Source organism: Pseudomonas sp. B21-019 (assembly GCF_024749225.1).
Lineage (GTDB): Bacteria > Pseudomonadota > Gammaproteobacteria > Pseudomonadales > Pseudomonadaceae > Aquipseudomonas.
Map to the genome: position 1 here is coordinate 881,544 of NZ_CP087193.1, position 24,421 is coordinate 905,964.

Annotated in this window: 20 protein-coding genes; 5 read left to right on the forward strand and 15 right to left on the reverse strand. The window is 58.3% G+C overall.

Features of this window, described 5'->3' with window-relative positions:
• Positions 1–57: 57 nt before the first annotated feature.
• Positions 58–2,316 (reverse strand): TonB-dependent siderophore receptor, encoded by a 2,259-nt coding sequence (locus tag LOY36_RS03845; protein ID WP_258672346.1) that lies wholly within the window; start codon positions 2,314–2,316, stop codon positions 58–60.
• A gap of 206 nt (positions 2,317–2,522) precedes the next feature.
• On the opposite strand from LOY36_RS03845, the gene LOY36_RS03850 reads away from it, so the two are divergent.
• Together LOY36_RS03850 and LOY36_RS03855 are read left to right on the forward strand one after the other, a co-directional pair.
• Positions 2,523–3,203 (forward strand): Fe2+-dependent dioxygenase, encoded by a 681-nt coding sequence (locus tag LOY36_RS03850; RefSeq protein ID WP_258672347.1) that lies wholly within the window; start codon positions 2,523–2,525, stop codon positions 3,201–3,203.
• Positions 3,200–3,961 (forward strand): tetratricopeptide repeat protein, encoded by a 762-nt coding sequence (locus tag LOY36_RS03855; protein WP_258672348.1) that lies wholly within the window; start codon positions 3,200–3,202, stop codon positions 3,959–3,961. Before LOY36_RS03850 ends, LOY36_RS03855 begins: the two co-directional genes overlap by 4 nt.
• Here the strand turns inward: LOY36_RS03855 and LOY36_RS03860 are convergent.
• The 7 genes from LOY36_RS03860 to LOY36_RS03890 all read right to left on the reverse strand — a co-directional run bounded on the left by LOY36_RS03860 (position 3,958) and on the right by LOY36_RS03890 (position 11,433).
• The gene (locus tag LOY36_RS03860) at positions 3,958–4,959 is read right to left on the reverse strand and encodes an alpha-xenorhabdolysin family binary toxin subunit B (protein ID WP_258672349.1); all 1,002 of its coding nucleotides are present in this window, start codon (positions 4,957–4,959) and stop codon (positions 3,958–3,960) included. The genes LOY36_RS03855 and LOY36_RS03860 overlap by 4 nt on opposite strands.
• A 39-nt stretch (positions 4,960–4,998) precedes the next feature.
• Positions 4,999–6,108 (reverse strand): alpha-xenorhabdolysin family binary toxin subunit A, encoded by a 1,110-nt coding sequence (locus tag LOY36_RS03865; RefSeq protein ID WP_258672350.1) that lies wholly within the window; start codon positions 6,106–6,108, stop codon positions 4,999–5,001.
• 169 nt (positions 6,109–6,277) lie between these two features.
• Positions 6,278–7,441, reverse strand: a complete 1,164-nt coding sequence (locus tag LOY36_RS03870) for a type III PLP-dependent enzyme (protein WP_018929507.1) — start codon at positions 7,439–7,441, stop codon at positions 6,278–6,280.
• Between the two features lie 511 nt (positions 7,442–7,952).
• Complete coding sequence (locus LOY36_RS03875; RefSeq protein ID WP_258672351.1) at positions 7,953–9,110, reverse strand: betaine/proline/choline family ABC transporter ATP-binding protein; 1,158 nt, start codon at positions 9,108–9,110, stop codon at positions 7,953–7,955.
• Positions 9,107–9,760, reverse strand: a complete 654-nt coding sequence (locus LOY36_RS03880) for an ABC transporter permease (protein WP_258672352.1) — start codon at positions 9,758–9,760, stop codon at positions 9,107–9,109. The genes LOY36_RS03875 and LOY36_RS03880 overlap by 4 nt, the downstream gene beginning before the upstream one ends.
• Positions 9,761–9,778: 18 nt before the next feature.
• Positions 9,779–10,696, reverse strand: coding sequence for a glycine betaine ABC transporter substrate-binding protein (locus LOY36_RS03885; RefSeq protein ID WP_258672353.1), 918 nt, complete (start codon positions 10,694–10,696; stop codon positions 9,779–9,781).
• Positions 10,697–10,716: 20 nt separating this feature from the next.
• Positions 10,717–11,433: an ABC transporter permease gene (locus LOY36_RS03890; RefSeq protein ID WP_258672354.1), complete on the reverse strand. Its 717-nt coding sequence runs from the start codon at positions 11,431–11,433 to the stop codon at positions 10,717–10,719.
• Between the two features lie 415 nt (positions 11,434–11,848).
• On the opposite strand from LOY36_RS03890, the gene LOY36_RS03895 reads away from it, so the two are divergent.
• From LOY36_RS03895 to LOY36_RS03905, 3 genes are all read left to right on the forward strand, one after another.
• Positions 11,849–13,432 carry a peptide chain release factor 3 gene (locus tag LOY36_RS03895; protein ID WP_019651101.1) on the forward strand — a complete coding sequence of 528 codons (1,584 nt, stop codon included), beginning with the start codon at positions 11,849–11,851 and terminating at the stop codon, positions 13,430–13,432.
• Positions 13,433–13,783: 351 nt separating this feature from the next.
• The gene (locus tag LOY36_RS03900; protein WP_258672355.1) at positions 13,784–15,022 is read left to right on the forward strand and encodes an MFS transporter; all 1,239 of its coding nucleotides are present in this window, start codon (positions 13,784–13,786) and stop codon (positions 15,020–15,022) included.
• Between the two features lie 146 nt (positions 15,023–15,168).
• The gene (locus LOY36_RS03905; RefSeq protein WP_258672356.1) at positions 15,169–15,384 is read left to right on the forward strand and encodes a hypothetical protein; all 216 of its coding nucleotides are present in this window, start codon (positions 15,169–15,171) and stop codon (positions 15,382–15,384) included.
• A gap of 112 nt (positions 15,385–15,496) precedes the next feature.
• Here LOY36_RS03905 and LOY36_RS03910 read toward each other — a convergent pair whose 3' ends face one another.
• From LOY36_RS03910 to LOY36_RS03940, 7 genes are all read right to left on the reverse strand, one after another.
• On the reverse strand, positions 15,497–16,477 hold the full coding sequence (locus LOY36_RS03910) for a peptide ABC transporter ATP-binding protein (RefSeq protein WP_064616155.1): 981 nt from the start codon (positions 16,475–16,477) through the stop codon (positions 15,497–15,499).
• Complete coding sequence (locus LOY36_RS03915) at positions 16,477–17,445, reverse strand: ABC transporter ATP-binding protein (RefSeq protein WP_007941106.1); 969 nt, start codon at positions 17,443–17,445, stop codon at positions 16,477–16,479. The genes LOY36_RS03910 and LOY36_RS03915 overlap by 1 nt, the downstream gene beginning before the upstream one ends.
• A 10-nt stretch (positions 17,446–17,455) precedes the next feature.
• The gene (locus LOY36_RS03920; RefSeq protein WP_028939886.1) at positions 17,456–18,367 is read right to left on the reverse strand and encodes an ABC transporter permease subunit; all 912 of its coding nucleotides are present in this window, start codon (positions 18,365–18,367) and stop codon (positions 17,456–17,458) included.
• Between the two features lie 11 nt (positions 18,368–18,378).
• Positions 18,379–19,389, reverse strand: a complete 1,011-nt coding sequence (locus LOY36_RS03925; protein WP_018929516.1) for an ABC transporter permease subunit — start codon at positions 19,387–19,389, stop codon at positions 18,379–18,381.
• 73 nt (positions 19,390–19,462) lie between these two features.
• Positions 19,463–21,058, reverse strand: coding sequence for an ABC transporter substrate-binding protein (locus LOY36_RS03930; protein ID WP_258672358.1), 1,596 nt, complete (start codon positions 21,056–21,058; stop codon positions 19,463–19,465).
• Positions 21,059–21,134: 76 nt separating this feature from the next.
• The gene (locus LOY36_RS03935) at positions 21,135–22,568 is read right to left on the reverse strand and encodes an OprD family porin (RefSeq protein ID WP_258672359.1); all 1,434 of its coding nucleotides are present in this window, start codon (positions 22,566–22,568) and stop codon (positions 21,135–21,137) included.
• Positions 22,569–22,739: 171 nt separating this feature from the next.
• On the reverse strand, positions 22,740–24,341 hold the full coding sequence (locus LOY36_RS03940; protein ID WP_019651117.1) for an ABC transporter substrate-binding protein: 1,602 nt from the start codon (positions 24,339–24,341) through the stop codon (positions 22,740–22,742).
• Between the last annotated feature and the right edge of the window lie 80 nt (positions 24,342–24,421).

The window sequence follows — 24,421 nt, forward strand, 5'->3', positions numbered from 1 at the left end:
CACGCAAAAGCCCCGTTCACTTTGATGAACGGGGCTTTTGCCTCCGCACTTCTGTGATCAGAAGTGGAAGTTGGCACTCAGCAGAGCAGTGCGGCCCGCCGCCACGTGGGCGTAGTGCGTCTGGAATACCTGGTCGAAGTAACGCTTGTCGGCCAGGTTTTGTACGTTGAGTTGCAGGTCGACGTTCTTGGTCAGGCGGTAGCTGGCCATCGCGTCGTAACGCCAGTAGGACGGAATCTCCACCGAGTTGGCGACGTTGCCGAACTGGGAATCGACGAAGGTCGCGCCGGCACCGACGGTCAACTTGTCCGGCACCAGGTCGTAGGTCGACCAGATCGTGAAGTTGTTTCGTGGGGTGCTTGGCATGTGGTTGCCTTCATCGGCGGCGAGGGTGGTTTTGACCACTTCGCTGTCCATGTAGGTGTAGCCGCCGAAGACTCGCCAGTTACGGGTCAGCTTGCCGGTGTAGGTCAGTTCCAGGCCATTGACCTGCTGTTCGCCGTCCAGCACTTGGGTGGTGCCGCCATCCGGATCGTTGATACGCGCGTTGGTTTTCTCGGTGCGGAACAGTGCGGCGGTCAGCGACAGGTCGTCACCGAAGAAGTCCCACTTGGTGCCGATCTCGTAGTTGCGGTTCTTTTCCGGGTCCAGACTGCTGTTGTTCGCCGCCAGTTCCAGGCCACCGTTGCCGCTGGTTTCGCCGGCCGGGTTGCTGGACGTCGAGTAGGCGGCATAGATGCTGCCGTTTGGCAGCGGGTTGTAGACCACGCCGATCTGGTAGTTCACCAGGTCGCTGGTGTTCTGACGGGAGAAACTGCCCGCTGGCGCCGTGCTGCTGGCGTTGGCGAAACCGCTGGATTCGACCTGGTAGTTGTCATAACGCAGGCCCAGGTTCAGGGACCATTGCTCGTTGAACTTCAGGGTGTCGAACACGTAGGCCGCGGCGGTCTTGGTGTCGGTGTCGGTGAAGGCGTTGCTGTCGGTGATCCTGCCATTCCAGTTATCCCCAGGCGTCGGGTTGTACAGGCTGGTGCAGTCGCCGGAGTTGAACAGGGCGCGGTTGCACCGGGTGCCGCTGGCGCTGGAGGTCAGGAGGTACGGACGGTTGTGGGTGTCCTGATAGGAAAACTCCAGACCGGTTACCAGGCTGTGCTCGATGGCGCCGGTGTTGAATTTGGCACTCAGGTCGGTCTGGTTGATCCAGCCGCTGGACGTCGAGTTACGGCTCTTCGCGCCACGGTAGACACTGCCGTTGGCCACGTTGCCCTTGCTGTCGTCAGGGTTGGTGACGATGTAGTCCAGGGTTGAACGGGACATGCGAAAGCTGTTCGACACGGTCAGGCTATCGTTCAGATCGTGCTCGAGCTTGATCGTGCCGCTGTCGTTGCTGGTCTGGCGATAGTCGCGACCGGTGAGGCCGTAGAAGTTGTCGCGGTTGACGTTGGCCGGCTTGTCGACGTTGTACTTGCTGCGGTTGGGGCTCGAGGTCAACGGGATGCCGTAGTCGGGCATGTCGTCGGTTTCGACGTGGTAGTAGCCGACGGTCAAGCGGGTATCGGTGCCCAGGCCGAAGGCAAAGGACGGTGCCACGCCCCAGCGGCTGACGTCCACGGCATCACGCCCGGCGACGTTGGCTTCGTGCTTCATCAGGTTCAGCCGGAACGCCGAGGTGTCGGTCATTTGCTGGTTCAGGTCGAGGGTGGTGCGCTTGGTCTGGTCCGAGCCCCAGGTGAAACCGCCGTTGTAGGCATTGCCCAGCTTGGCTGACTTGCTCACCAGGTTCAGGCTGCCACCGGTGGAACCGGCGCCGGTGAAGGCTGATCCCGGGCCCTTGCTGACTTCGATCGATTCAACGTTGAAGATCTCGCGGCTCTGGGACGCTACGTCGCGCATGCCGTCGATGAACACATCGCTTTCGGCGTTGAAGCCGCGAATGATCGGACGATCACCGGCCGGGTTGCCGCCCTCGCCGGCACCAAAGGTGATACCCGGGGTGGTGCGCAGGGCGTCGACCAGGCTGGTGGCGCCGGTGTCGCGAATCACTTGTTGCGGGATCACGGTGACGCTTTTCGGTGTCTCACGCAGTGGCGCGGTGTACTTCTTGGAGGCCGAGGTATCGGTCTTGTAGGAGGTGTCATCCTGCTCGCCTACAACGCTGGTCGCGTCCAGGGATATGGCATTGCCGGGTGCTTTTTCGTCGGTCTTCTCGGCCGCGAAAACCATGTGGCCCGCGGAGCCTGCAGTGATCGCCACGCCAATTGCTGACGCGAGCAAACGCGGTGAACTGACCGTTGATTGTGGTTGTTGGCGTGACATGTGAATTCCCCTCCCCAAGGATTTGAGGTCGCGGAATGTAGAGTAAATACGTATCTGTATCAATTGCGAAACGTTGCTATTCGCGACGAATTTACATTCTTTACAATTTGCCTTTACGGTTTTTGCGGGTTCATTCGTCTCTTGGGTTTTACATATGTAATAAGAATCAATACCATTAGCGCCCCTTTGCTTTCAGGTGTCTTTCCATGTTGTTGCACATTCCCGGCGTGTTCGCGAAAGAAGAAGTGCAGCGCATTCGCGAGGCCCTGGCGCAGTCGGATTGGGCCGATGGCAAAATTACCGCCGGTTATCAGTCGGCGAAGGCCAAGCACAATCTGCAACTGCCTGAAGGACATCCGTTGACCAAGGAAATCGGTGCGGCGATGCTCGAACGGCTGTGGAAAAATCCGCAGTTCATGTCAGCGGCATTACCGCACAAGGTCTTCCCTCCGTTGCTGAACTGTTACACGGCCGGTGGCAGTTTCGACTTCCATATCGACAATGCCGTGCGTCAGCCCAAGGGCAGCATCGAGCGGGTGCGCACCGACCTGTCGGCGACGCTGTTCTTCAGTGACCCGGAGGATTACGACGGCGGCGAACTGGAAATCCAGGACACCTTCGGCACTCAGCGCGTGAAATTGCCGGCCGGCGATATGGTCCTGTATCCCGGCACCAGCCTGCACAAGGTCAACGCCGTCACGCGTGGAACCCGCTACGCATCGTTTTTCTGGACGCAAAGCCTGGTGCGTGAAGACAACCAGCGCGCTTTGCTGTTCGAGATGGACGGGGCAATTCAGCAGCTGACCCAGGACTTGCCCGACCATCCTTCATTGATCCGCCTGACCGGTACTTACCACAACCTGTTGCGTCGCTGGGTCGAGGTATGAGTTATCAATTGCGCCGCGAGGAAGTCCTCGACGGTGATCGCCTCAAAGCCATGCTGGAGGAAAGTCCGGCGCGGGCGGCCCAGGCGATTCTGATCGCCGCCCGTGAAGGTGTGCTGGATGCCCAGGCCTTGCTGGGACAGATTTTGCTGGACGGGCGGGGTATCGAGCGGGATCAGCCGCTGGCGCTGCGCTGGTTCGAGATTGCGGCTCAGCGCGGGCACTTGATGGCGCGCAACATGCTCGGTCGTTGCCATGAACATGGCTGGGGGTGCACCGCCGATGGCTCGATAGCCGCGGGGCATTATCGTGTCGCCGCCGAAGCCGGGCTGGATTGGGCGATGTACAACTACGCCAATCTGCTGGCTACCGGGCGCGGGGTGGCTGAAAACCAGTCGCAAGCGCTGAATCTCTATCGGCGTGCCGCTGAATTGGGCCACGCAAAGTCGATGAATCTGCTGGGGCGTTATCTGGAAGAAGGCGAGTCTTGCCTCGCCGACCCTCTCGCGGCGCGAGTCTGGTATCGACGATCTGCCGAAGGCGGGGATTTTCGAGGTCAGTTCAGTTATGCGGCACTCCTGGCCGATGAGGGGCATGTTGACGAAGCGCTGTCCTGGTTACGTCGGGCATTGGCCACCGGTAACCAGAACTTTTTGCGGGTAAGCGGGGAGGCGCTGAATAACGCCTCCCACCCCAGGATTCGAGAGATGGCTGGGAAGTATAACCAGCGTGCATCCGATCTCGCTCAACCGTTGGGTTAGCCGCGCAGCCACTGGCCTTTAAGGTTTTCCAGGTAGCGCTTGAAAGGCTTGGCCTGCGCGATCAGCTTTTGACCCTTTTGGGAGACGTCGTTTCCAGCACCCTCGGTGATGGTTTCGAGAAACAGTGACACGGCTTCGACAATGCTGCTCGTTTCATCCGCATACGAGTCGCGCGGTTCGATCACCTTTTTCGTGTCGTTCAGCTGTTTGACTTTCTTGTCGATGTCGCTCATTTGGGTGACGAGAGAGTCCAGGCGACCTTGTCGATCTTTAAGGCGAACCCGCAGTGTGGTTCGAGCTTTGATCAGGTCCTGGTATTTGATCAGTTCGTTTGCCTCATCAAGAAACTTGTTCGCGACCACAATGCCAGCCTTCAACGCGGCGGATTGAGGCGTTTCAGGTTGATTGCCGATCATCCCTGTCAGTTGCTCCAGCAGAGGTTTCAGGCGATCAATGAAGCTGAGGCTTTCAAACAGGCTGATCGCTTCGTTCAAGATCTTTTCATCTTCGAGCAGCTTATCCACGGGTGGCTTTTCTTTGTCCAGCTCAATGGCCAATGTCTCGCGAGCTTGCGCCAGTTCGGCAATCTTGAATCGATTATTGCTGATGGAGGAATACCGGACACTGTGGATAGCGTCGCTGAGTTCTGTCTGAGCTTCGTCCAGCTTGTTAGTGCACATCGAGATCAATTGTGTGGCTGTTTTGGTATAGGACTCAATGGCGTTTTTGGTTTGTGAGTTCACTTCGCCGGCTGACAGAGCGGTCAGCGCTTCCAGCGTCTCGTTGAGTGCCGTGGTTTCCAGGCTGATGATTGCAGAAGTTAATGTCTTGGACGCGACCAGGTCTGTCTCGGTAATTTGAGCATTAAGCTTGATCAGTTCATTGCGCAGGGCTTCGATATACAGGTCAGCGGAGCCGATAATGGCCTGATAGCGAATGGTTTCTCGGCTGTCGCGAATAATAGACATGTCAGGTGCGGTATACGATGGGATGTTCATAAATATCCTTGTTTATAGTGGGGTAGATTGGCTTTGGTATCAGTCGAATGCTTTGGTTAACGCTTTGGCGTTGGATTCAATATTCTTCCAGTTGCTGAGCACAACTTTCAGGCTCGAAACAAAGGACCTGAGCGTGAGGAATTCGTGAATGCCATCGATTTTGTTTTTTGACGAGTCGATGTATTCGGAAATCGTGATCCACAAAGTTTCTAGAAGTGCAGTACTTTCCACCGCTCCGATGATGTAAGAATCGACGCTGTACAAACGGTCGTGGAGGACTAACAAGGTGCCCGTCAAAACACTCTTCTTGCGTACTTGCTCGGTGAGTTCATCCCGGCGTCGGATCAAGGGAGCTACGTGGACATCTCGCAGCATGGCTTTGACTCTTAGATATTGGGATCCCAGCGGGTCGGTGAAAGCCATGAAGTAATCGAAGAAGTTGGGTTCGTTTTCTTTGGTTTTTTCATCGACCAAGCGTTGAGCTTCATCAATTTCAGCATTGAGTCTAGTGATCTCGGCATTCAATTCGTGGCTGCCGGCAAGCTTGAGCTTTTCTCCGATCAATACCGCGACCACATTCGTCAGTTCGGTTTTGAAGAGTTTCAGGCGAAGCTGGATGTCAGTGCTGCTGGTTTTCTTTTGTTCGATGGAGCTGGCAATGAACTGGATAGAGTCCTTGATGGACGGAAATCTATTTTTCTCGTCCCGTCCAATTTTAAGTTCAGGAAGTCTGGCAACCTCTTCGTCAGTCAGGCCTTCAATTGTGCCAATGTAATTTTGGTAGCCGGGCATTGTTTCAATGGCGGCGATAATGTCGTCTCCGAAATACCGCAGGTCTTCAGAAAATGTCTGGAGGCTGCCAGCGACTCTTTTCATCGACAACTCGATGTCGTTCCAGCTATTGGCATTAGTGACGATTTTGGTACAGGCATTTGCTATGTCATAAGGCTCCAGTCCCGCGATACCAGTATGTTCGCTTTTTAACAGGATTTTAACGTCGTCAATGTTTACTGGAAGTGACTTGGCGGTAGTAATATACTCTTTGATTCGTTGGATATCTTTTTTGTCAACAATTGGCGGAGAGGTGCTAAAGGCGAAGCCTTTGCTAATGGGTTCGGCGGTATAGAATGGTGCTTGATTAAGTTGCATGTTTGAAATCCATTTCAAGTTAGTGGGTGCGCAGCATAACTTTACTTTGGGGTTGAACGGTTGATGGGTGTGTAACGATATATGGAGTTGGTGGTTAAGTTGGTTTAGCTGTAAGCAGAAATAAAAAAACCCGTGAAATTCACGGGTTTTCTCAGTGGGCGATTGCTTGTTAAACGTAAAACGACTTCAGCGGCGGGAAGCCATTGAATTCAACCGCGCTATAACTGGTGGTATATGCACCAGTCGACAACCAGTACAAACGATCACCAATGGCCAGGTTCAGCGGCAAACCGTACTTGTAGTTTTCGTACATGATGTCGGCGCTGTCGCAGGTCGGGCCGGCGATGACCACTTCTTCCATCTCGCCTTTCTTCTCGGTCCAGATCGGAAACTTGATGGCTTCGTCCATGGTTTCGATCAGGCCGGAGAACTTGCCCACATCCGTGTACACCCAACGCTCTACAGCGGTACGGGATTTACGCGCCACCAGCACCACTTCGCTGACCAGAATGCCGGCGTTGGCGATCAGCGAACGGCCCGGCTCCAGGATGATTTCCGGCAGGTCGTCGCCGAAGTCTTCCTTCAGGAAGCGGATGATTTCTTCAGCGTAGGTTTCCAGGCTGTTGGTGCGGGTGATGTAGTTGGCCGGGAAGCCGCCACCCATGTTGATCAGCTTCAGGTGGATGCCGTCTTCTTCTTTCAGGCGTTCGAAGATCACTTTGACCTTGGCGATTGCCGCGTCCCAGACGCTGATGTCGCGCTGCTGCGAACCGACGTGGAACGAGATGCCGTATGGCACCAGGCCCAGGTCACGAGCCAGGATCAGCAGGTCCATGGCCATGTCGGTCTGGCAGCCGAATTTGCGCGACAAAGGCCAGTCGGCAGTGGTCGAGCCTTCAGTCAGGATACGCACGTAGACTTTCGAGCCCGGAGCGGCCTTGGCGATGTTGCGCAGGTCGGCTTCGGAGTCGGTGGCGTACAGGCGCACGCCCTTGTCGTAGAAGTAGCGAATGTCTTTGGATTTCTTGATGGTGTTGCCGTAGCTGATCTGGTCGGCGCTGACGCCACGGCTCAGCACTTTGTCCAGCTCATAGATCGAGGCGATGTCGAAGCTCGAGCCTTTCTCTTTGAGCAGGTCGATGATTTCCACGGCCGGGTTGGCCTTGACCGCGTAGTAGACCTTGGCAAATTCGAAACCGGCACGCAGGTCGTCATAGGCCTGGGCGATCATCGCGGTGTCGATCACCACGAACGGGGTTTCTTGTTTGTCGGCGAAGGCCTTCATTTTCTGGAAGGTTTCGCGCGCGAAATAGTCTTCGACGTTGATCGACATGCTGGGAACTCCTACTGGCAAACTGAAATTATCAATGGGTGCAAATGAACGCCCTCCGTATCCCCACTTTGGTTCGCCTACTTCCCAAGGCATGTCGCCGAAAGCAAAAAGGCCATGGGAGGCGGTGCTTCCCTTGGCCTTGCTGTCTCGTCGTCAGTACTTGAGCCGGATGGATCGTTTCCAGCATGGACGTTCGGCGCGAACTTTAGGGCGTGAGGGGCTTGAGATCAACAAAAAATGTCGCGTTTTTGCACGCTTCCGTCGTGCGGTCCCTGACAGCTACTGATGTAACCGACCTGCGTGACAGTGTGATGTTCCCAAGACAAGGATTTTAGAAGGGCGCTTGCTTGGCTTTTGTGGCGAGGGAGCTTGCTCCCGCTGGGCCGCGTAGCGGCCCCAAAATCAGGCAATGCGGTTCTTCAGAAGGATCGCATCGGCTGACTTTACGACTGCTTCGCAGCCGAACGGGAGCAAGCTCCCTCGCCACAAAAGCACTAGAGCCTCAGACAGATCAGGCCAACGCAGTTTCCGCAGGTGAAACAATGCTGGTCTTGCCCCCACGGGACTTGCCGGAGCTCAAATATTCCGCAATCGATTCCTGAGTCACTTCCCCCAGAAACACCCGCTCGGCATCCATCACCGGCAACCACGAGCGGTTGAACTCGTACATACGCGACAGCAGGATGCGCAAATGTTCGTCATACGCCGCGGTGGCGTTGAACTCGCGCCGGTATTGCGCGCAGGTGCCGGTCTGGCGATGCAGGTCGCGCCGACGCACGTAGCCCAAGGCCTTGTTCTCGGCGCAGGTCACCACCACGTAGCGACGGTCCAGTTCGTCCATCAACTCCAGCGCTTCGGCCACCGGGGTTTGCGGGCTGACCGACGGCGCGTTGTCCGCCGCATCTTCAGCCTTCACCAGCAACAGCCGCTTTAGCGTGCTGTCCTGGCCGACGAAGTTGCTGACAAAGTCGTCCGCAGGATGCGCGAGCAAGGTGTCTGGGTGGTCGATCTGCAACAACTTGCCGGCGCGGAAAATCGCGATTTTGTCGCCGAGCTTGATGGCTTCGTCGATGTCATGGCTGACCATGATCACGGTCTTGTTCAGCGCCCGTTGCATTTCGAAGAACTCGTTCTGGATCATCTCGCGGTTGATCGGGTCGACCGCGCCGAACGGTTCGTCCATCAACAACAACGGTGCATCCGCCGCCAGCGCACGAATCACCCCGATCCGCTGCTGTTGGCCGCCGGACAATTCACGGGGGTAGCGAGTCAGGTATTGCTTGGGCTCAAGCTTGATCATGCTCATCAACTCGCGGGCGCGGTCGTGGCATTTCTGTTTGTCCCAGCCGAGCAGGCGCGGAACGATGGTGATGTTTTCCTCGATGGTCATGTTCGGGAACAGACCGATCTGCTGGATCACATAACCGATGTTGCGGCGCAGCGTCACTTCGTCGAGGTCGGTGGTGTCTTCGCCGTTGATCAGGATCTTGCCCGAGGTCGGTTTGATCAACCGGTTGATCATCTTCAGCGTGGTGCTCTTGCCGCAGCCCGATGGCCCGAGGAACACACAGATCTCGCCTTCGTTGACGGTCAGGCTCACCGAGTCCACGGCGTTCACATCTTTGCCGTTGCTTTGGAAGGTCTTGCTGAGGTTTTGAAGTTCGATCATTTCAAGAGTCCTTTTGGGGTCAGCGCGCGTTGCAGCCATTGCAGAAGCAGGTCGGCGAAGATGGCCAGGAGACTGACCAGCACCGCGCCGACGATCAGCATCGACATGTCGCTGCGGCTGATGGAAGCGAGGATGAGTACACCGAGGCCACCGGCGCCGATGGTCGCGGCGATGGTCATCACGCCGATGTTCATCACCACGGCGGTGCGTACACCGGCGAGGATCACCGGCACGGCAATTGGCAGTTCGACCATGCGCAGGCGCTGGCCGAAGGTCATGCCGATACCGCGGGCGGCTTCGCGAATGCCGGGTTCCACGCCGGTCAGCGCCAGGTAGGTGTTACGCATGATCGGCAGCAGCGAATAGAGAAACACTGCAGTGATCGCCGGCATCGGGCCCAGGCCCTGGCCGAACCTGGAGTAGAACGGCAACAGCAGGCCGAACAGGGCAATCGACGGCACGGTCAGCAAAACCGTGGCGCTGGCTTGCAACGGGCCGGCCAATGTCGGGAAGCGGGTCATCAGGATGCCCAGCGGCACGCCGACCAGAATCGCCAGCGTTACCGCGATGCCAACCAGGGTGATGTGCTGCCAGGTCAGGTGCAGCACTAGCGGCCAATCGAGATGGGAAAAGGCGTTGAGAAATTCCATGTCTTTTTCTCCTCTGCCTTATTGAACAGACAGCAGTGGATGCTGGCGCAGGAAATCGGCGGCAACGGATGAAGGGCTTTCGTGATCGACATCGACCCGTGCGTTGAGCTGGCGCATGGTGGCGTCGTCGAACAGTTCGGCCAGTGGCTTGAGCTCTTCGGCGAGTTTCGGGTGGGCATCGAGGTAGGCCTGGCGCACCACCGGCGCGGCGGTGTAGTCGGGGAAGTAATGCTTGTCGTCTTCGAGCAACTTGAGTTTGAAGGCGTTCAAGCGACCGTCGGTGGTGTAGACCAGGCCGGCGAACACCTGGCCGTTGCGCAGGGCGGTGTAGACCAGCCCGGCATCCATCTGGCGAATGTTGTTGCGGGTCAGGTTCATGCCATAGAGATCAACCATGCCGCCCAGACCGTCGGAACGGTTGGCGAATTCGGTGTCCAAAGCGACGAGGTGATTAGTCTTCGCCTCGGCTTGCAACACCTCGTTCAACTGGCTGATGGTGTTGATCTGCGGATAAGCCTTCGCGGTTTTTTCCGGCAGGGCCAAGGCGTAGGTGTTGCTGAATTTCGACGGAGTCAGCCAGATCAGGCCTTTTTTTCCGTCGAGTTCTTTCACTCGGGCGTAGGACTGCGCGCTGTCGAGTTTTTCAGTGACATGGTTGTAAGCCACCAGCGAGACGCCGGTGTATTCCCAGAGCATGTCCAGTTGGCCACTTTCGTGCGCGCTGCGGGCCAGGTTGCTGCCCAGGCCGCCGGTCACCTGGGTTTCGTAGCCCTTGGTGCGCAGGTATTGGGAAGTGATTTCCGCGAGCAGGGTTTGTTCGGTGAACACCCGGGCGCCGATGCGGATCAGCGGTTTTTCTGCGGCTTGGGCAAATCCTGCGAGCAGCAGAACGCAGCCTAGTAAAAAGCTACTGCCTTTTGTAAAAAGAGCTTTCATGAGAATTCCTTTGCCGAGGCTTAAGACGGGCGCAGGCCGCGTTCGAGCCAGAGGCGGCTGGCGAGTGTCACCAGACCGTCGAGCAGCAAGGCCAGCAGGGCGGTGCAGGCCGCGCCGAGCAGCAGTTGCGGCTGATTGTTCAGGGCTATGCCGGGGAAAATCAGGCTGCCCAGACTGTTGGCGCCAATCAGGAACGCCAGCGGCGCGGTCCCGACGTTGATCGCCAGCGCCACGCGCACGCCACCGATGATGATTGGCACGGCATTCGGCAATTCGACCCGGCACAGCACCTGAGTCGGGGTCATGCCGATGCCGACGGCGGCTTCCTTGAGCGAACCCTGAACGTTTTTCAGCCCTTCATAGGTGTTGCGCACGATCGGCAACAGCGAAGCCAGGAACAGAGCGAAGATCGCCGGGCCGCTGCCGATGCCGAGGATGCCCAGGGCGATGGCCAGTACGGCGAGCGGCGGCACGGTGTTGCCGATGTTGAAGATCTGCATGAAGCGTTCGGCGCGTCCGACCATGGTCGGGCGGCTTAAGACGATGCCGGCGGGGATGCCCACAACGAGGGCGGCCAGCATGGAAGCGAGGACAAGAATCAGATGAGCTTGCAGGTAAAACAACAAATCGTCGCGGTACAGTTCGATCGTGTTGATGCCAATCCAGTGGACCAGCAGGGCCAGAAGGGCGACGACAACCGCACCTCCTGTCAGCCCTTTGCCATAGCGAATAGCCACAGGCAGACTCCTTTTTTCAGTCGGCGAACGCAGTCCCGTGTGGCATGCCATTCCTGGCTGCCGGGAAAACAACGTTCGCGAGAAGCAGCTCTACATGCTGATAAAACCGCATGAAATCGAGCCATAAGCGCAGCCTCGTCAGGCTAACTTGCTGATTTTTCAGCCCCTGACGATGGGTCGTAACAGGGGAGTGGACGCCTCCACCTTTTAAAAGGTTCCATAATCAGCAGCGTAGGAGCTGGCGAAGCCTGCGATCTTTTGATGTTGCGTTTAGAAGCGAAGATCAAAAGATCGCAGCCTTCGGCAGCTCCTACGTTGGGTTGCAACCTCCGTCAGCCCTGTGGATGGTGGTCCGTAGATCACTTTTTAAGCTATACTCGCCGCCCTTTTTTGAATCACCGCCAGGCGATTTCCCATGACCAAACAGGCCGCCGAAGTCGCGAAACGCCGCACTTTCGCCATTATTTCCCACCCCGATGCCGGTAAGACCACCATCACCGAGAAGCTCTTGCTGATGGGCAAGGCGATTGCGGTTGCCGGCACGGTGAAGTCTCGCAAGTCCGACCGCCATGCCACCTCCGACTGGATGGAAATGGAAAAACAACGGGGTATCTCCATTACCACGTCGGTCATGCAGTTCCCGTATCGCGACCACATGGTCAACCTGCTCGACACCCCGGGCCACGAAGACTTCTCCGAAGACACCTACCGCACTCTGACTGCGGTGGACTCGGCATTGATGGTCCTCGACGGCGGTAAGGGTGTAGAACCACGGACCATCGCCCTGATGGACGTCTGCCGCCTGCGTGACACGCCGATCGTCAGCTTCATCAACAAACTCGACCGTGACATTCGCGACCCGATCGAACTGCTCGACGAAATCGAAGCAGTCCTGAAGATCAAGGCTGCTCCGATCACCTGGCCGATCGGTTGCTACCGCGACTTCAAGGGTGTTTATCACCTCGCCGACGACTACATCATCGTCTACACCGCCGGCCACGGTCATGAGCGCACCGAAACCAAAATCATCGAGAAGCTCGATTCCGATGAAGCGCGCGCGCATTTGGGTGACGAGTACGAACGTTTCATCGAGCAGCTGGAGTTGGTGCAGGGTGCCTGCCACGAGTTCAACCAGCAGGAATTCCTCGACGGCCAACTGACCCCGGTGTTCTTCGGTACCGCGCTGGGCAACTTCGGTGTCGATCACGTACTCGACGCCGTGGTCGACTGGGCACCGCAACCACTGGCCCGTGTCGCCAACGAGCGCACCGTCGAGCCAGTGGAAGAGAAGTTCAGCGGTTTCGTGTTCAAGATCCAGGCGAACATGGACCCGAAACACCGCGACCGCATCGCCTTCATGCGCATTTGCTCCGGCAAATACGAAAAAGGCATGAAGATGCGCCATGTGCGCACCGGCAAGGACGTGCGGATCGGCGACGCGCTGACCTTCTTCTCCTCCGAGCGTGAGCAACTGGAAGAAGCGTTCGCCGGTGACATCATCGGCCTGCACAACCACGGCACCATCCAGATCGGCGACACCTTCACCGAAGGCGAAGCCCTGGGCTTCACCGGCATCCCGCACTTCGCCCCGGAACTGTTCCGCCGCGTACGCCTGCGCGATCCGCTGAAATCCAAGCAACTGCGTCAAGGCTTGCAGCAACTGGCCGAAGAAGGCGCCACCCAGGTGTTCTTCCCCGAGCGCAGCAACGACATCATTCTCGGCGCCGTCGGTGTGCTGCAGTTCGATGTGGTCGCCAGCCGTTTGAAAGAGGAATACAAGGTCGAGTGCTCCTACGAGCCGATCACGGTGTATTCCGCGCGCTGGATCGAGTCCGGCGACAAGAAGAAGCTTGAGGAATTCACCAACAAGGCCGTGGAAAACCTCGCCCTCGACGGCGGCGGTCACCTGACCTACCTGGCCCCGACCCGGGTCAACCTGGCACTGATGGAAGAACGCTGGCCGGACGTGAAATTCCGTGCGACGCGTGAGCATCACTAAGCGCTGAGTTGCAAACCCCAAAGCCCTGATGCGCGAGCCTCGGGGCTTTTTATTGCCCGGGCGGCGTGCCGCTCCACGCCCCAAGGAGCTGCCGAAGTGCCGAAGGCTGCGATCTTTTGACCTTGAACAACAGATCAAAAGATCGCAGCCTTCGGCAGCTCCTACGAGAAGCAATGTGCGACAACGCGCAGATTGCAGCGAGCCAGCGACAAACATTGGCTGTAGGCTTTTTCCAGTTCGCCTGTGGCTTGCCTCCGTTTTTGCATATTCGGTGTTTTTATCCGCGACAACCTGATCGCTGACGTCTAGTGTTCGAAGCTCACACAAGCGGCCTTTTCAAGGATCAATGGAATGACGAGTCGGCTGACTCACCTGCTGCGGCTGGACGGCTATTTCAGCACCATGGCCTGGGTGCTGGCGGCGTTGCTGTTCATCAATCGCTTGAGCAGCATGGTCAAGCTGTTCATGGCGTTGTATCTGCGCCAGGAACTGGGGCTGGCGATTGAAACCGTCGGCTGGCTGTTATCCGCTTATGGCGCGGGCTTGCTGGTCGGGTCGATGCTGGGCGGATGGCTGAGCGATCATGTCCGCACGGCGCGGCTGACCGCTGCACTGTTTTTTGTCTCTGTGTGGGTTCTGGTTTTGCTGGGGCTGATCACGCAAGTACCGCTGCTGGCTGGCCTGCTGTTGCTCAGTGGAATCCTCGACGGAGCGATTCGGACACTGCATCAACGGCTGATCATGGAGTATTGCGAAGTTGCACAGCGTCCGCGTGCACAGGCTTTGAGCCGTGTCGCCAGAAACCTCGGGATGGCCGTTGCCGGGGTATTGGGCGGGGTGTTGGCACAATCCGGTTTTCGCTGGGTATTTTTCGTCAGCGCGGGCATGACCTTGCTGGCATTGCTCTGGTTTGTCCGTACGACATGGCGTCGACCGGTGCTGATTGCTGACGGAACGCCCGATGCAGAGTCGGGTTTGGGTGTGCCGTATCGCGACAAACCGTTCCTCTGGTTGTTGGCCGCAGCGATCGTGCTCGGAATGGCATTCGATACGGTCTACAGCATGTTGGGCAACTATCTGCGTGATTACTACCGGTTGAGCACCGAAGCCATTGGCTGGCAGTTCGGTCTCAATGCGACGTTGGTGGTGTTGCTGCAAATTCCACTGTCCCATTGGGGGGAGCGCTGGGGCGTGCGGCGGCAACTGGTGGCGGGATGCTTGATGCTGGCGGTCGGGCTGGGCATGTTGCCACTGGGTTCCGGGCTGTTTTACGCCTGCCTGTCGACGGTGATCTGGACGCTGGGTGAGGCGTTGTTCATGCCGCCGCTGAATGTGTTGGTGATGCAACATGCCCAAGCCGGAAAAAGCGGCCAGTACTTTGGGCTCTTCTTCATGAGCTGGAGTGCGAGCGCGCTGGTTTCGCCTGTCCTTGGCGGCCAGCTGTATGGTCATTACGGCGGGCATAGCGTCTGGTTCGCAAGCGCGGTGCTGGCGATGTTGTCCATACCGCTGATTTATCAAGCGACTCGGTTGTCCGGGTATAAAAAGGCTCTTCCTTCCGTGCGCAGCGAGCCCGCATCACTTAGTTGATCTGGTTATAGGCATTATTCGAAACCAATCTCCCTTCTCACGGCATTTCCCGACCTTCGTTAGCGTCCTATCTGGAGAATCGCGCTAAATTTCTCTCTGCGCCATTCCGGCACCCATGCTTCACCCAAGAAAGGATGGAATCGGCTATGAGCATTATTCAACGCATAGTGTTGCTGCTGAAGGTTTTGGTGATGCTATCCCTCGGCACGTCAGCGGCGTGGGCGGAGTGCACGAACCATGATGAGCAGGCCTGGAGCGGGCAAGGTGTGCACAGCGAGCTGATGCTCGCCGCATCGGAATCGGGCAGCTCGGACGATGACGACACCGCCGACGACCCAGACAGCAACGAAGACGACACTTGAGTCTGAATGACAGGCAAAAGAAAACCCCGTCTGCCTGACTGATGCGCAATCGAGGCAGAAGGGGTTTGGTTAACTCAGCAAAAGCGCGCCCCGGCACCGGGGCGCGCTTTTTTCAGGCCGCGCCGTCGAGGAATTGCTCGGCGTAGTGGCAAGCCACTTGGCGTGTGTCGAGCAGACGCAGGGCCGGCTCTTCGATGGCACAGCGCTCGGTCGCGTACGGGCAGCGCTTGTGGAAGGCGCAGCCGGACGGTGGGTTCAGCGGGTTTGGCAGTTCGCCGACGATCTTGATTTTCGGCTTGTCCGGATCCGGGTGAATGGTCGGCGTCGCCGACAATAACGCCTGGGTGTACGGGTGCAGGGGACGGGTGTAGATGTCCTCTTTCGGCCCCATTTCCACTGGACGGCCGAGGTACATCACCATCACGTGATCGGCAACGTGGCGTACCACCGCCAGGTTGTGGGAGATGAACACGTAGGCGGTGTTGAACTCTTGCTGCAAATCCATGAACAGGTTGAGTACCTGCGCCTGAATCGACACGTCCAGCGCCGAGGTCGGTTCGTCCGCCACCAGCACTTTCGGCTGCAACATCATCGCGCGGGCCAGGGCGATCCGCTGGCGCTGACCGCCGGAGAACATGTGCGGATAGCGCTGGTAGTGCTCGGGACGCAAGCCCACCTGCTTCATCATCGCCTGGACTTTCTCGCGACGTTCGGCGGCACTGAGGTTGGTGTTGATCAATAATGGCTCTGCAAGCTGATCACCGATTTTCTGCCGTGGATTCAACGACGCGTACGGGCTCTGGAACACCATCTGTACATCTTTGCGCAGTTGCTTGCGCTGAGCCTTGTCGGCGCCGGCGACTTCCTGTCCGGCGATTTTCAACGAGCCGGAGGATGGCTCTTCAATCAAAGTCAGGGCACGGGCCAGGGTGGATTTGCCGCAACCCGATTCGCCCACTACGGCGAGGGTCTTGCCGGCTTCCAGTTCGAACGACACACCGTTGAGGGCGCGTACGGTCGCATGACCCTTGAACAGGCCGCGAGACACTTCGTAGTGACGGGTCAGGTTGCGGGCGGTAAGTACGACGGCCATTACGCCACCTCCTGGTTCAACGGGTAGAAGCAGCGGGCGAGGCTGTTGCTTTTCTGGTCAAGGGCTGGACGCTGGGTGCGGCAATTGTCTTGCACGTACGGGCAGCGCGGCGACAGCAGGCAACCTTGCGGACGGTCGTAACGACCGGGAACGATGCCCGGCAGCGTCGACAGGCGCGCAGCACCCAGGCTGTGTTCTGGAATGGCCTTGAGCAGCGCTTCGCTGTACGGGTGCGCCGGAATGTCGAACAGTTGCGGCACCTGACCGACTTCAACCGCTTGACCGGCGTACATCACGCACACGCGCTGGGCGGTTTCGGCCACGACCGCGAGGTCGTGAGTAATCAGCACCAGGCCCATGTTCTGCTCTTTCTGCAGGGCGAGCAGCAGGTCCATGATCTGCGCCTGAATCGTTACGTCGAGTGCCGTGGTCGGTTCGTCGGCGATCAGCAGTTTTGGCTCGCCGGCAATCGCCATGGCGATTGCAACACGCTGGCTCATGCCGCCGGAGAGTTGATGCGGGTAGGCATCCATACGGCTGGCGGCGCCGGGGATTTCCACTTTTTCCAGCAGTTCGATGGCGCGCTTGCGAGCGTCCTTCCTGGACATTTTCAGATGCAGGCGCAGCACTTCTTCGATCTGGAAGCCCACGGTGTAGCTCGGGTTCAGCGCGGTCATCGGGTCCTGGAAGACCATGGCCAGGTCTTTGCCGACGATCTGTCGACGCTGACGGTTGCTGAGCGCGAGCATGTTCTTGCCGTCGAAATTCAGGGCGTCGGCGGTGACGATCCCCGGATGCTCGATCAGGCCCATCAGCGCCATCATGGTCACGGACTTGCCGGAACCCGACTCGCCAACGATGGCCAGCACTTCGCCCTTTTCCACGGATATGTCGAGACCATCGACCACCGGAACGGCGTTGGCGTCGCCGAAGCGAACGTTGAGATTCTTGATTTCTAACAGTGACATTTGAATCTCCTCAGGCGGCGTTCTTGAGTTTCGGGTCCAGCGCATCGCGCAGGCCGTCGCCCATCAAGTTGATTGCCAGCACGCTGAGCAAAATGGTCAAACCAGGCAAGCTCACCACCCACCAGGCGCGTTCGATGTAGTCGCGAGCCGAAGCCAGCATGGTGCCCCACTCAGGGGTTGGCGGTTGTACGCCAAGGCCGAGGAAGCCCAGTGCCGCGGCATCGAGAATCGCCGAGGAGAAACTCAAGGTGGCCTGAACAATCAGCGGCGCCATGCAGTTGGGCAGCACGGTGACGAACATCAGGCGAGGTAGACCGGCACCGGCCAGGCGCGCGGCGGTCACGTAGTCGCGGTTCAATTCGCCCATCACCGCGGCGCGGGTCAGACGAACATAGGACGGCAACGAAACCACGGCGATGGCAATAATGGTGTTGATCAGGCCAGGGCCGAGGATGGCGACAATTGCCACCGCCAGCAGCAGGGACGGCAGGGCCAGCATGATGTCCATCAGACGCATGATGGTCGGGCCGAGCACGCGCGGGAAGAACCCGGCGAACAGTCCCATCAGGATGCCCGGAATCAGCGACATCACCACCGATGACAAGCCGATCAGCAGGGACAGGCGCGAGCCGTGAATCAAACGCGACAGCAGGTCACGACCGAGTTCATCGGTACCCAGCAGGAACTGGATATGCCCGCTTTCCAGCCAGGAGGGCGGGGTCAGCAGGAAGTCGCGGTACTGTTCGCTCGGGTTATGCGGTGCGACCCACGGGGCGAAGATCGCGCAGAAAATCACCAGCAGCATGAACAACAGGCCGGCGACGGCCCCTTTGTTCCTGGAAAACGCATGCCAGAATTCTTTGTAGGGCGACGGATACAGCAGGCTTTGATCGACTGCTACCGGTGTAGTGAGAGTGGTCATGGTCATTGATCTCAGCGCTGATGACGGATGCGTGGGTTGGCAAAGCCGTAGAGGATGTCCACTACGAAGTTGACCAGAATCACCAGGCAGGCGATTAACAGGATGCCGTTCTGCACCACGGGATAGTCCCGTGCGCCAATGGCTTCGATCAGCCATTTGCCGATGCCGGGCCAGGAGAAGATGGTTTCGGTCAGGACCGCGCCGGCCAGCAGCGTGCCGACTTGCAGGCCGACCACCGTCAGTACCGGAATCAGCGCATTGCGCAGACCGTGCACGAATACCACGCGCGATGGCGACAGGCCTTTGGCGCGGGCGGTGCGGATGTAGTCTTCACGCAGCACTTCGAGCATCGACGAACGGGTCATCCGCGCAATCACCGCCAGCGGAATGGTGCCGAGCACGATGGCTGGCAGGATCAGGTGATGCAGGGCATCGAAGAACGCTCCGACGTCATCGGCCAGCAACGTATCGATGAGCATGAAGCCGGTGCGTGGCTCGATGTCGTAGAGCAGGTCGATCCGCCCGGATACCGGGGTCCAGCCCAGGCTCACCGAGAAGAACATGATCAGGATCAGGCCCCACCAGAAGATCGGCATCGAGTATCCCGCCAGGGAGACACCCATTACCCCATGGTCGAACAGGGACCCTCGCTTGAGTGCCGCGATCACCCCGGCCAGAAGGCCCAGGATGCCGGCGAACAACATGGCGGCCGAGGCCAGTTCCAGGGTCGCGGGGAATAGAGAGCTGAACTCGGTCCAGACGCTTTCACGGGTACGCAGGGATTCGCCGAGATCGCCGTGGGCCAGTTTGCCAATGTAATCCAGGTATTGGGCATACAGCGGTTTGTTCAGACCTAGGCGTTCCATTGCCTGAGCATGCATTTCGGGGTCGACCCGACGTTCGCCCATCATCACTTCCACGGGGTCGCCAGGAATCATGCGGATCAACGCGAAAGTCAACAAGGTGATGCCGAAGAACGTGGGGATCAGTAACCCCAATCGGCGGGCAATAAAACTAAACATCTTGTGTGGTACCTCATCAGCCGGTTAGGCGTACCCGGCATCGCTGGGGTCAGCGATGCCGGGCGTTTCTTATCTACTTCACCTGGGTGGTGGCGAAGTTGTTAGTGGTGAGGGGGCTAATGTGATAGCCCTCTACGTTGGTGCGCATTGCAGTGAACATGCGGGTGTGCGCCATGCTGATCCATGGCTGGTCCTGATTGAAAACGTCCTGGGCCTGTTCGTAGAGCGCCGTGCGTTCGGCCGGGTTCACTTTGGCCCGTGCTTCGTCGATCAGCGCCTGGAACTTTTCATTGCACCAGCGAGCGTAGTTTTCGCCGTTCTTGGCAGCCTCACAACTGAGCATAGGCGTCAGGAAGTTATCCGGGTCGCCGTTATCGCCTGCCCAACCGGCGGACACCATATCGTGCTCGCCGTTCTTCGCGCGCTTGAGCATTTCGCCCCATTCCATGACACGAATATCGACCTTGATTCCAACCTTGGCCAGATCTGCCTGCATCATTTGTGCGCCGAGCATCGGATTAGGGTTGGTCGGGCCGCCGCCGTTACGGGTGAACAGGGTGAACACGGTGCCATCCGGCACACCGGCTTCCTTGAGCAGGGCGCGAGCCTTGTCGAGGTCGCGAGGCGGGTTGGTCAGTTTATGGTTGTAGCCCAGCAGGGTGTCCGGGTACGGGTTGACCGCCACCGTCGCATTGCCTTTGCCGAACAGCGCGTTGACATATGCCTCTTTGTCGAACGCGATGTCGATGGCTTTGCGCACTCGCACGTCGCTTATGTACGGGCGTGCGGTGTTCATGGCGACGTAGGAGACGGTCATCGCGTTCAGCTCATCAACCTTCAGGTTGGTGTCTTTCTTGATGCTCGGGATGTCATCCGGTTTCGGATACAGCGCGATCTGGCACTCGTTGGCCTTGAGCTTTTGCAGGCGCACGTTGTTGTCGGTGGCAATCGCCAGGACCAGCGCATCAGCCGGTGGCTTGCCACGGAAGTAGTCCGGGTTGGCCTTGAAACGCACCTGGGCGTCCTTGGCGTAACGCTGGAAAATGAACGGGCCGGTACCGACCGGTTTGTTGTTCAGGTCGCCGGTCTTGTTGGCCTTGAGCAACTGGTCGGCGTATTCGGCCGGGTAGATCGAGGAGAACGCCATGGCGATGTCTGCCAGGAACGGCGCTTCGCGGCGGGTCAGGGTGAACTTGACCGTGTTGTCGTCGACTTTCTCTACGCTTTTGAGCAGTTCCTTGAAGCCCATGCTCTCAAAGTACGGGAAGCCCACGCTCGACAGCTTGTGCCATGGGTGATTCGGGTCCAGCTGACGCTGGAAGCTCCAGACCACGTCGTCGGCGTTCATGTCGCGGGTCGGCTTGAAGTAATCGGTGGTGTGAAACTTGACGCCTTTGCGCAGGTGGAACGTGTAGGTCAGGCCGTCTTCACTGATGTCCCAGGATTCGGCCAGCGCCGGAATCACTTCAGTGGTGCCGGGCTTGAAGTCCGCCAGGCGATTGAAGATGGTTTCGGCCACTGCGTCGGCTGTGACTGCAGTCGTGTACTGGACCATATCGAAGCCTTCCGGGCTGGCTTCGGTACAGACCACCAAGGGTTTGGCCGAGACGCCAACAGCGACACTCAGCAATGCGGCAGCGATGGCCGCTCGTAGGGGAAGCATTTTCATCAAGAACCCTCTGCAATCGGTTGAACAGGAAAAACCGGACGGCCGACTCGTCATGAGTCAGCCGCCGGCGTGCGTTTTACAAAATGTTGAAAGGGATGGTGGTCACGAGACGGAACTCGTTGAGGCTGCCATCGGCCTGGTTTTCGCTGGCACGGTGCGCGGTGTAGGTCGCGCGGATAGCGGTGGCCTTGAGTGGGCCGCTCTGTACCGCGTACGAAGCGCCGATGCCGTATTCGTAGTGGTGCTCGCCATCCTGGGTCTGGATGCCGTCGTAACCTTTGCCAACCACGCCACCGTTGCCGGTGTAGTGAGTGCCGTCGATACCCCAGCCGCGAGCCTGGTAGATGTTGAACTTCAGACCTGGCACGCCGTATTCGGCCATGTTCAGGCCATAGGCGATCTGGAAGGACTTCTCGTTCGGGCCGTTGAAGTCCGACAGCAGGGAGTTGGCCAGGTAGATGCCGTTGGTTTCATGCAGGTAGTCGAAGTACTCGTTACCGTTCACTTCCTGGTACGAGAAGGTCAGGCTGTGGGCCTGGTGGGTCAGGCCGAACGACAGGGAGTAGGTGTCGTTGTCGATCTCGCCGAGCTTGGCTTTACCTTCGTCTACGGTTTTGTAGTAGTTCAGGCCGGTGGTCAGGCTCAGGACCTGGCTGTCACCCAGTACATGGGTGGCGCCGAAGTAGTACTGGTTCCACAGGTCTTCAGCCTGGGTGCCCCAAAGGCTGGTGGTCAGGCTGGCGAATGGCTGGTAGGTGATACCGGCAGTGTGGACGTGATCGGCTTCGGCATTGGTGTCGCCGTATTCGGAGCGGAACTTGCGCTGGCTTTGTTCGGTACGCGGAGAGTTGCGGTCGAAAGTGCCGAGGTCGAAGGTCAGGTTTTCCAGTTCTTCACTGTGCAGGCTCACACCTTCGAAGCTCGAAGGCAGGGCACGGTTACCGATGACATCGACCATCGGGCTGCTGAAGTTCTGGCGGCCGGCGGTCAGCGTGGTGTTGGAGATACGGGCCTTGACGTTGGCCAGTCCCAGTTTGCTCCACTGACCTTGTGCGTCGCCGCCTTCTTTGGTCAGGGTACGGTTGTTGCCCGCGCCAGGTCGGGTGGTCGGTGCGCCGCCGTTGTTGGACGCCAGGTCCTTGCGATCACGATCCAGAGCGATGGCATTGTAGGCAGCCACTTCGGTACTGAAGCCTACGGTGCCTTCAGTGAAACCGGAGTTGTACTTGACGATAGTGCCCTGAACCCAGTTGATACGACGATCAGTCGGGGTCGATACACCGTCCTTCTTGTAAGTGAACTTGCCGCCACGTTTCAATTGCTCGTTGGCGTACCAGTTACGCGTGCTGCCGGTGATCGATTGGCCTTCGACAAAGCCAGTGGCTTCGCTTTGGGCGCTTTTCTCTTTCACGGTAACCGGGGTGAACGCCTGGCTCTGGGATTCTGCGTAAGCCGTGGCGGTCACGCTGCTGATGGCCAAGGCCAGTAACGCGGTGCTGCTCAGTTTCATGTGTGAAGCTCCTTACTTTCTTTTTTTAATGCCGGTCTTTTTTGGTGATCCGGCTATTTGGTTTAGAACTCATTCAGGCTTAGCAAACGTTTGCTGTAGGCCGATTTGACGAATTACGGCAATACGCTTGCATGAGGGCGGAATCCGCCCCCGGCGTTTCTGGCTAATTGGTTATTGGTCGATACTGACGCCCGAGAACACGTTGCGACCGAAGGGGCTGACCTTGAACCCTTCGACTTTGGCGCTCAACGGCTGGTTGACCGTCGAGTGGGCGACCGGCGTGATCGGCACCTGCTGCTTGAGGTACTGCTGCGCCTGTTTGTAGAGCACGGTGCGCTGGTCGCGATCGGTGACGACCTTGGCCTGCTTGATCAGCTTGTCGTAAGCCGGATCGCACCACATGGAGTAGTTGTTGCCGCCAATGGCGTCGCAGCTGTACAGCGTGCCGAGCCAGTTGTCCGGGTCGCCGTTGTCACCGGTCCAGCCGATCAGGCTGATGTCGTGCTCGCCGTTCTTGGTGCGCTTGATGTACTCGCCCCATTCGTAGCTGACGATCTTGACCTTGAGGCCGATCTTCGCCCAGTCCGCCTGGAGCATTTCGGCCATCAGCTTGGCGTTGGGGTTGTACGGACGCTGGACCGGCATGGCCCAGAGGGTGATTTCGGTGCCTTCCTTCACGCCGGCGGCCTTGAGCAGTTCCTTGGCTTTTTCCGGGTTGTAGGAGGCGTCCTTTATGGTGTCGTCATAGGACCACTGGGTCGGTGGCATGGCATTGACCGCCAGTTGACCGGCACCTTGATAGACGGCGTTGAGAATGCCTTGCTTGTTCACCGCCATGTCCAGCGCCTGGCGCACTTCGAGCTGGTCGAAAGGCTTGTGCCGGACGTTATAGGCGATGTAGCCGAGGTTGAAGCCGGGTTTCTCGATCAGCTGCAGTTTCGGGTCATTCTTCAGGGCGGTTACGTCGGCGGGGCGTGGGTGCAGGGTGATCTGGCATTCGTTGGCCTTGAGCTTCTGCACGCGCACCGAGGCGTCGGTGTTGATGGCAAAAATCAGGTTGTCGAGCTTGACCCGGCTGGGGTCCCAGTACTGCTTGTTGCCGCTGTAACGGATGTTGGAGTCTTTCTGGTAGCTCTTGAACACGAACGGCCCGGTGCCGATCGGCTTCTGGTTGATCTCGCTCGGCTTGCCGGCCGCCAGCAACTGCTCGGCGTATTCGGCCGAAAGGATGGCGGCGAAGCTCATGGCGATGTTCTGGATGAACGCGGCGTCGACGTTGTTGAGCGTCATCACCACGGTCAGCGGCCCGGTCTTTTCGACCTTGGCAATATTCTTGTTCAGGCTCATCCCGTTGAAATACGGGAACTCGGTCGGATAAGCCTTACGGAACGGGTGCTGCGGATCGAGCATGCGATTAAACGTGAACAGCACGTCGTCGGCGTTGAAATCGCGGGTCGGCGTGAAGTATTTGGTCGTGTGAAACTTCACCCCCTCGCGCAGATGGAACGTGTACTTGAGGCCGTCTTCGGAAATATCCCAGCGGGTTGCCAGGCCTGGCACGACATTGGTGGCGCCTTTTTCAAACTCTGCCAAACGGTTGTACAGTGGCTCGGCGGCGTCGTTATCGGTCGCAGTGGTGTACTGCGCGGTGTCGAAACCGGCGGGGCTGCCTTCGGAGCAGAACACCAGGCTGTTATTGGCGGCCTGGCTGATGGAAGTGGCGGCCAGCAGGCCGGTGCCCAGCAATGCGGATAAAACCAAGGAATGGCGCATGACGCTCCCTCTTTTTTTAGTGTTATTCAATGCGCCGCGATCCCGTCCGGGGACGTTGTGGCGGCATTGAGCTCAAACCA